Annotated in this window: 8 protein-coding genes; 6 read left to right on the forward strand and 2 right to left on the reverse strand. The window is 74.7% G+C overall.

The window, feature by feature from the left end; translation table 11 throughout:
- Nucleotides 1-1,237: transposase (locus ACJOT3_RS29270; protein WP_406976361.1), on the forward strand; the 1,237-nt coding region annotated here is incomplete at its 5' end.
- 2 nt (nucleotides 1,238-1,239) lie between these two features.
- Here ACJOT3_RS29270 and ACJOT3_RS29275 read toward each other — a convergent pair.
- Nucleotides 1,240-2,364 (reverse strand): helix-turn-helix domain-containing protein, encoded by a 1,125-nt coding sequence (locus tag ACJOT3_RS29275; RefSeq protein WP_406976362.1) that lies wholly within the window; start codon nucleotides 2,362-2,364, stop codon nucleotides 1,240-1,242.
- 403 nt (nucleotides 2,365-2,767) lie between these two features.
- Between ACJOT3_RS29275 and ACJOT3_RS29280 the strand changes: the two genes are divergently transcribed.
- The 4 genes from ACJOT3_RS29280 to ACJOT3_RS29295 are packed head-to-tail and all read left to right on the forward strand — an operon-like array spanning nucleotide 2,768 to nucleotide 6,209.
- Entirely contained in the window at nucleotides 2,768-4,111 is a 1,344-nt protein-coding gene (locus ACJOT3_RS29280) for a flavin-containing monooxygenase (RefSeq protein ID WP_406976363.1), read from the forward strand.
- A complete protein-coding gene (locus ACJOT3_RS29285; protein WP_406976364.1) occupies nucleotides 4,108-4,971 on the forward strand; it encodes an SDR family NAD(P)-dependent oxidoreductase in 864 nt (287 codons plus the stop codon). The genes ACJOT3_RS29280 and ACJOT3_RS29285 overlap by 4 nt, the downstream gene beginning before the upstream one ends.
- A 12-nt stretch (nucleotides 4,972-4,983) precedes the next feature.
- Nucleotides 4,984-5,337 carry a RidA family protein gene (locus ACJOT3_RS29290; RefSeq protein ID WP_406976365.1) on the forward strand — a complete coding sequence of 118 codons (354 nt, stop codon included), beginning with the start codon at nucleotides 4,984-4,986 and terminating at the stop codon, nucleotides 5,335-5,337.
- Nucleotides 5,334-6,209, forward strand: a complete 876-nt coding sequence (locus ACJOT3_RS29295) for a tyrosine recombinase XerC (RefSeq protein WP_406976366.1) — start codon at nucleotides 5,334-5,336, stop codon at nucleotides 6,207-6,209. The genes ACJOT3_RS29290 and ACJOT3_RS29295 overlap by 4 nt, the downstream gene beginning before the upstream one ends.
- Before the next feature lie 384 nt (nucleotides 6,210-6,593).
- Here ACJOT3_RS29295 and ACJOT3_RS29300 read toward each other — a convergent pair whose 3' ends face one another.
- A complete protein-coding gene (locus ACJOT3_RS29300) occupies nucleotides 6,594-7,079 on the reverse strand; it encodes a M23 family metallopeptidase (RefSeq protein WP_406976367.1) in 486 nt (161 codons plus the stop codon).
- 280 nt (nucleotides 7,080-7,359) lie between these two features.
- On the opposite strand from ACJOT3_RS29300, the gene rpsB reads away from it, so the two are divergent.
- Nucleotides 7,360-8,307, forward strand: a complete 948-nt coding sequence (gene rpsB, locus ACJOT3_RS29305) for a 30S ribosomal protein S2 (protein WP_406976368.1) — start codon at nucleotides 7,360-7,362, stop codon at nucleotides 8,305-8,307.
- Nucleotides 8,308-8,397: the final 90 nt, after the last annotated feature.

Raw genomic sequence — 8,397 nt, forward strand, 5'->3', positions numbered from 1 at the left:
CGACGACTCGGCCATCCCCGCGCGCGAGATGGAGGAGCGCGTGTGGGATGAGGTTGTGGCCCTGCTGGGCGACGCCGACCGGCTGAAGGCCATAGCCGCCGACTGGCTGGAGTCGATCGCCTCGGGGTCGGCCACCGGGCACGCCGACCGGATCGCCGATCTTGACCGCCGGATCGCCGAGCATTCCAAGGCCATCACCGAGGTCGTCACCAACTACGCCAAGGCAGGGCTGCCCGCCGTCGCTGTCGAGGCCGCGACGCGCACGCTCACCAGCGAACTGGAGCAACTGGAGGCGATGCGCGCCGAGGCCGTCGCGTGGCAGGCCGAGACCGAGGCGGCACGCAGCCGCGCACACGACCTGGAGGCGCTGGCCGACATGGCGCGCGAGCGGCTGGCCGACCTGGGACCGGACGAGCGCGCCGAGGTTCTGGAGCTGCTGGACGTGCGGGTCACGGTCACGGGGCCGGTGCCGATGCCGCAGATCGGCAAGCCGTGCTCGCTGTCGCGCTGGTTCATCGACAACGATCGGTTGGTGCCGCCCGAGCTGGACGACGAGGCGTGGGCGTTGGTGGCGCCGATCGTGGACGAGTGGGAGGACGGGCGCCGCACACACTCGGGAACGATGCTGGACGGGCGCGCGGTGCTGAACGCGGTGTTCCACAAGGCGCGCACGCGGTGCGCCTGGCGAGAGCTGCCCGAGCGGTACGGGAACTGGAACAGCGTCCACACGCGCTGGAAAAGGTGGGACGCTGACGGCACGTGGGCGCGGATCATGGAGGCGCTGCCCAGCGTCGGCACGCCCCACCTGGGCATGGTCGGTCTGCCGCCCGTACGGATCGAGGGCCGCGTAGACCCCCGACTGGTCGCCGACACCGGAGCCGGACACGAAGCGGGTACCCACGAAACAGGCTCGCCCGGCCCGATCACCTCGGCGGTGTCCGCGGGCTGCCACCTGCTGCTGCGCGAGCGGCAGGCCGTGTGCGTCACCAGCGCCGACGACGTGCTCGACCAGATCGGGCCGCTGGGCGGGGTCCCGCCCGGGCCGGTGCGGCTCACCGCGGAGCTGACCCCCGAGAGCGCCCGGGTGCTGGCCGCGGTCCCCCGCGGCGGCGGTGGCCCCGCCGTCATCGCCCAGGCCTGCGGCCGGGACCTGGAGTCCACCATGCGGGCGCTGGGGCTGCTGGCCGCCGCCGGGCTGGTGGAGCGCTGCCCCGCGGGATGGCGGCCCGCCCGGTGAGGTCACTCGGAGGTGAGCAGCCAGGTCCGGCACAGCCACCAGGCGTCCACCGCGCCCAGCGGGGTGTACGGGTCCATCCCGGTGACCTCGGCGAAGCGCTGGAGCCGGTTGCGCACGGTGTTCGGGTGCACGAAGAGCGCCTCGGCGGTCCACGCCACGTCGCGGTCGCACTCGAACCACACGCGCACGGCCTGGGCCACGGGCACCGCGTTCGAGCCGAGCGCCCGGCGGGCCGGGGCGTGGTGCACGCCCAGCACCTCGGCCAGGTCGTCGCGTTCCACCACGGCGGCCAGCGCGGCCACGTCGGCGATGTGCACCACCCCCGTGCGGCCCGTGGCCTCGGCCGCCGTCAATGCCGACGCGGCCAGGCGCCGCAGCCCGGACAGGCGTTCGGGGTGCCCCGGACCGGCCAGGCCCGCGGGTCCGGGCAGGGTGCCCGGGGCGGGGGCGCGGGCCAGCACCGCCACGAAGAGCCCGTCCACCTCGGCGGCCAGGGCCGGGCCGAGGTCGCGCAGGTCCCGCTCCCAGCGTGCGGTGTCCGCCGGTTCCCCGGAGCGGGCCGTCACCACCCACAGCTCCGCGGGCAGGCCCGCCTCGGCGGCGGCCAACGACGCCGCCGTGCCGCCCTCCAGCAGGCGCAGCAGCAGGGCGGTGTCCCGGGCGGTGACGGAACGCTCCTGGTCGGCCAGGGTCTCCCGGTGGGCGGTGATCAGGCGGCCGCGCACCGCCTCGGCCCAGTCCTCGTACAGCTCGCGCATGTCGAGCAGCTGCTCGGCGCCCACCCCGTGGGAGCGGGCGATCTCCCGGGCCCGCGCCCAGATCGCGCGTTCGGCCACGTGGATGGCGGACAGCACCGCCTCCACCGGGATGCCCTGGATGGCCCGGGTCACCCCGAGTTCCTGGACGAAGCCCAGCTCGGCCTCGGTGGGCCCGCGCCGGGCCGCCACCGCCCGGGTCGCCGCCAGCAGCAGGGCCCGGGTGTGCGCGCTCATGTCGCCCGGGGTCAGCGCGGCCACCTCGCGCACCGACCCGCGCACCCCGGCCACGGTCGCCGACAGCAGCCGGTCGTCGGCCACCAACTGTTCGATGACGGCGACGACCCCGCGCCAGTCCCCCCGCGAATCCATCCACTCCTCCTCATATGCCTCGCTGGATTGTGGCGGAACACAACACCGGAGAGCAAGGGTGTGCCGCTGGCCATGTCCTTTGGTCAAGAAGCTGTTTACGATTGGTCCTGCGCACAAGCCCCGCATCCGGGTGGTCGGTGTGCGGCAACGGTCCCCTCCCCGAACAAGGGCCGTGTCCCGGATGTCCCCTGCCTCTCCCCGAGCACACCGACCCATGGCTTCCCCGTCGGCGCCCGGCCCCCTGCCCCGGGCCCGGTGCCGACGGGGCACAGCGTCCTCGGGAACCACGGTGTCCTGAAGAAGCACAGCGTCCTCAAGACACAGAGTCCTCACCAGCCGCGGCGCCCGCCGAACCGGGGAAGGGCCCGGCGGGCGCCGCCCCCTTCCCCGCACGGAGGACCCCATGAGCCGACCCCGCGTCGCCGTCATCGGAGCCGGGGCTGCCGGGCTGGCCGCCGCCAAGGCCCTGCTGGACCGCGGCCTGGAGCCGGTGGTCCACGAACGCGGCGACCGCCCCGGCGGGCTGTGGGTGCGCGCGGACCCCGACTCCCCGGCCTACGCCTCCCTGCACCTCAACACCAGCCGGGGGCGCACCGAGTTCTCCGCCCTCCCCATGCCGCGGGACTGGCCCGACTACCCGTCGGCGGACCTCGTCGCCGGATACCTCGCCGACTACGCCGACACCTTCGGGGTGACCGGGCACATCCGGTTCGGCACCACCGTCACCTCCGTGGAACGCACCGGGGACGGCCGCTGGGAGGTCGCCACCGACCAGGGCACCGACCACTACGACGCGGTCGTCGTCGCCAACGGGCACAACCGCGAACCCCGCATGCCCGCCGCGACCTACCCGGGCGACTTCTCCGGCGTCCACATGCACGCCCACGCCTACCGCGACCCCGAGCCGTTCCGGGACCGGCGGGTCCTGGTCGTCGGCATGGGCAACTCCGCCATGGACATCGCCGTCGACGCCTCCCACGTCTCCCGCGGGCCGGTCCTGCTCTCCGCCCGCCGCGGCGTCCACATCGTGCCCAAATACCTGTTCGGGCGGCCCTCCGACGCCACCGGCGGGGCGCTGGCGGTGCTGCCCTGGCGCATCCGCCAGGCCGTCGCCCAGACCATGCTGCGGCTGGCCGTGGGCCGCCCCCAGGACTACGGGCTGCCCGCACCCGCCGGCGGGCTGTTCCAGAACCACCCCACCATCAGCGACACCGTCCTGAGCCGCCTCACCCACGGCGAGATCGCCGCCCGCCCGGGCATCGTGCGCTTCGAGGGAGACCGGGCGGTGTTCGCCGACGGGCGCAGCGACGTCGCCGACGTCGTCGTCTGGGCCACCGGCTACCGCGTCACCCTGCCCTTCCTCGACGAGCGCTGGACCGGCCCCGACCCCGAGCGCCTGCCCCTGTACAAGCGGGTGTTCCACCTGGACGACCCGGGCCTGGCGTTCGTCGGACTCATGCAGTCCACCGGCGCCGCCCTGCCCATCGTGGAGGCCCAGGGCGAGCTCGTCGCCGCCCACCTGGCCGGTGAGTACGCCCTGCCGGATCCGGCCGGGCGGCGCCGCGCCGTCGCCCGCGACCTGCGGGCCGCCACCGCCCGCTGGGGCGACAAGCGCCCCATGATGCGGGTGGACTTCGACCGCTACGTCGCCGACCTGCCCCGCGAACGCGCCGCCGGGGCCAAACGCCTGGCCGCCCACCCCGAACGCGCCTTCACGCCCGCCCGCCCCCAGGAGAGCACCCGATGAGCCGACCCCTGCGCGACCTGCTGTCCGGCGGCCGCCGCGACCCGCGCGGCCTGCGCGTCCTGGTCACCGGCGCCTCGGGCACCTTCGGCCGGGCCCTGTGCACCCGGCTGCGCGACGCGGGCGCGCAGGTCGTCGGCCTGGACGCCCGCCCCCGCGAGGACGACCCCGTCGAGGTCATCGCCTGCGACCTCACCGACGACGCCGCGGTCCCCGCGGCCGTCGCCGAGGCGCTGTCCCGGCTGGGCGGGCTCGACCTGCTGGTCAACAACGCCGGAATCGGCGGCCCCGCCCCGGCCGAGCTGCCCCCGGGCACCGAGGTCCGCCGCCAGCTGGACATCAACCTGCTCGGCGCCTGGCGGGTCGGCGCCGCCTGCGTGGACGCCCTCGTCGCCTCCCGCGGCCGGGTGGTCATGGTGGCCTCGCGCATGGCCGTCATGCAGCTGCCCCTGGCCGCCGCCTACGGGGCGTCCAAGCGCGCCCTGGTCGCCTACGCCGACGCCCTGCGCCTGGAACTGGCCCCGCACGTGACGGTCACCTGCGTCTACCCGTCCATGGTGCGCAGCCCCATCCACGACTCGACCGCTCAGGCGGGGCTGTCCCTGGAGGGGATGAGCACCTACGAGAGCCTCGACGGGGTCGTGGACACCGTGCTGCTGGCCGGGCTGTCGCGCCGCCCCCGCCGGGACCTGCCGACCACCCGCAGGGGCGCGGTCGAGTTCTTCCTGGCCCGGCACCTCCCGGCGGTCACCGACCGGATCATCGCCCGGACCCTGGCCGCCCGCGCCCGCTCCGGGGCCTTCGCCGGGGCCGAACTCGCCCGCGGCGTGGTCCGTCGCACCACGCCGCCGGAGGCGCGCTGATACCGTGCGGGCATGGCCAAGCCCTACAGTGACTCCCTGATCGCCGACGGCCCGCTGCTGTTCATCTCGGGCCAGGTCCCCGTGGGTTCCGAGGGAGAGGTCGCCGGGGACATCGGCGGCCAGACCCGGCAGGTGCTGGACAACATCGAGGAGATCCTCGCCCGCCACGGCGCGGACCTCACCCACCTGGTGCGGCTCACGTACTACCTGCGCCACATCAGCGACCTGGAGGAGTTCCGCTCCGCCCTGCTGTCCCGCCTGCCCGACGGGCACCGGCCGACCGCGACCCTGGTGGAGGTGAGCGGCCTCATCGACCCCACCTACCACGTGGAGATCGACGGCGTCGCCTGCCTGCCCCGCCGGTGAACCCGCTGGAGGGCTTCGCCGCCCACCTGTCCGGCGAGCTGGGCCGCTCCCCGCACACGGTGCGCGGCTACCTCGCCGACCTGCGGTCCCTGCTGGCCGATCTGGAGGAGCGCGGCCTGGAGGCCGGCGACCTCGACGTCCCGGTGGTGCGCGCCTGGCTGTCCCGCGCCCGCGACCGGGGCGCCGGCCGGTCCACGGTGGCCCGCCGGGTGGCCGCCGTCCGCGCCTTCACCCGCTACCTGCACCGCGAAGGCCTGCTCGCCGCCGACCCTGGCCCGCGCCTGTCCGCCCCGGCCCAGCGGCGCGCGCTGCCCACCGTCCTGGACGAGGCCCAGGCCGAGGCCGCGCTGTCGAACCCGGTGGACGACACCCCGGTGGGCGTCCGCCGCCGCGCCGTGGTGGAACTCCTCTACGCCACGGGCGTGCGCGTCGCCGAACTGTGCTCCCTGGACGTGGACGACGTCGACCGCGCCCGCAGCACCGTGCGCGTCGTCGGCAAGGGCGACAAGGAGCGCACCGTCCCGGTGGGCGCCCCGGCCCTGGACGCCCTGGACGACTGGCTCGCCACCGGCCGCCCGGCCCTGGCCGCGCCGTCCAGCGGCCCGGCCCTGTTCCTGGGCGTCCGCGGCGGCCGCCTGGACGTGCGCCGCGCCCGCGAGGACGTCCACGCCCACCTGAACGCCGCGGGCCTGGACGCAGCCCCGCACGACCTGCGCCACAGCGCCGCCACCCACCTCCTCAACGGCGGCGCCGACCTGCGCAGCGTCCAGGAGTTCCTGGGCCACGCCAGCCCCCGCAGCACGCAGATCTACACCCACGTCTCCGTCGACCGCCTCCGCGACGTCTACCGCCGCTCCCACCCCCGCGCCTGACCCGGCCCCGGTGTTCTTGTCGTCTTCGATGAGGCGACGCACCCTCCGGCACATGCCGGTGACGGCCCGGCCCGGTGCCCCGGAGGGACGGTGATGGCTTCCGACTCGCTGTTCGGTGCGGCCCCCGTCGGCGGAGACGTTCCCGGTCAGGGAGCCTTGTCGGTGCCCTCCCTCTGCCGCACCTCCCAGCGGAGGCCGCGCGCGCAACGTCAGGGAGCACGGCCCCACCGTCCACGCCACGGCCGCGGGCACCCCGCCGGGCCGCTCCCCAGGGGAGGTCCGGGCGCAGGTGCCCCTGCACCCCTGGTCGGCTCATGTCCTCTCTCCGTCCATGGTTCCCGCCGATGCGGGCGAGCGGAGGCGCGGACGGGTGTGATCGGGCGGTCACGGGGAGCGGGGGAGGAGGCGGACCGGGACGGGGCCCAGGAGGGAGAGGGGGTCGAGGTAGTCCGGGCCGCGGAGCAGGCCCCAATGGAGGCAGGCGCGGTCCGGGCAATGCCGGGGGACGGCGGCGAGGGCGCCGATCACCTGGCCGGCGGTCACCGGGTCGCCGCGGGCGAGGTCGGTCTCCACCGGGAGGTAGGTGGTGCGCAGGTCGCCGTGGGAGACGGACACGACCGGGGTGCCCGCGACGGTGCCGGCGAAGTGGACGCGGCCCGGGCCGGCCGCGAGGACGTCCTGTCCGGGCTCGGCGGCCAGGTCGACGCCCCGGTGGCCGGGCAGCCAGGGGCGTTCGGGCGGGTCGAAGGGGCGCAGCACCCGCGGGGGCGGGTCCAGCGGCCAGCGCCAGGCGGTGTCGGCGGCGGCCGGGAGCGGGAGGAGGGAGAAGAGGAGGAGTAGCAGGGAGGAGAAGAGCAGGAGGTTTCGCACCTCTTCAGGGTCGCCGTTCCGGCTCCGGAAAGCAGGGGTTCTCCGGGAGCTGTGGACAACCCCGGGCCCCGTCCCCCGTGCAGGTCCGGCCTGTTCCCCGCGGAGGATAGAATCATCTTTGGCCCACCGGGCCGAACACACTACGCACGTCCACCCGCCTCCCTCCGGAGGGGTCGTACCCACGGTCCACACCGCCTCGGCGGAGTGGCGGTACGGCCGGGGCGTCAGGAACAACCGAAGGCGGGGAGCCTTATCCCCGCCACCACTAGGAGGACCTGTCATGGCCACAGTCGTGACGACTCGCCAGCTCCTGGAGAGCGGCGTCCACTTCGGGCACCAGACCCGTCGCTGGAACCCGAAGATGAAGCGCTTCATCCTCACGGAGCGCAACGGCATCTACATCATCGACCTCCAGAAGTCGCTGGCCCACATCGACCGCGCTTACGAGTTCGTCAAGCAGACGGTCGCCCACGGCGGCACCGTCCTGTTCGTCGGCACCAAGAAGCAGGCGCAGGAGGCCATCGACGAGCAGGCCCGCCGCGTCGGCATGCCCTTCGTCAACCAGCGCTGGCTGGGCGGCATGCTCACCAACTTCTCCACCGTGCACAAGCGGCTCCAGCGCCTCAAGGAGCTGGAGGAGATCGACTTCGACGACGTGGCCGGCTCCTCGCTCACCAAGAAGGAGCTCCTCAACCTCCGCCGCGAGAAGGAGAAGCTGGAGCGCACCCTCGGCGGTATCCGCGACATGTCCCGCGTGCCCAGCGCCGTGTGGATCGTGGACACCAAGAAGGAGCACATCGCGATCAGCGAGGCCCGGAAGCTCAACATCCCGGTCGTCGCGATCCTCGACACCAACTGCGACCCGGACGAGGTCGACTACCCGATCCCGGGTAACGACGACGCCATCCGCAGTGTCAGCCTGCTGACCCGCGTGATCGCCGACGCGGTCGCCGACGGTCTGCTGACCCGCTCCGGAGCCGGTGAGCAGAAGGCCGCCGAGGAGCCGCTGGCCGAGTGGGAGCGCGAGATCCTGGAGGGCAAGACGGAGACCGCCGACTCCGCCGACGTCCAGAAGGACCTCACCGAGGCCCCGGTCGAGACCCCCTCCGCCGAGGTCGAGGCCGAGATCGCCTCCGAGGCCCCGGCCGTCGCCGAGGAGACCCCGGCCGAGGTCGAGGCCGCCGTGGCCGAGTCCCCGGCCGCCGACGAGACCCCGGCCGCCGAGTAGTAGACGGTCCCCCGGGACCCACGACACCCCGGTGCCGCTCCGCCTCCGAGCGGGGCGGCACGCGGGGTGTCCGGACCGCTCACCTTCTGT

The organism is Nocardiopsis protaetiae (assembly GCF_045446735.1).
Lineage (GTDB): Bacteria > Actinomycetota > Actinomycetes > Streptosporangiales > Streptosporangiaceae > Nocardiopsis > Nocardiopsis protaetiae.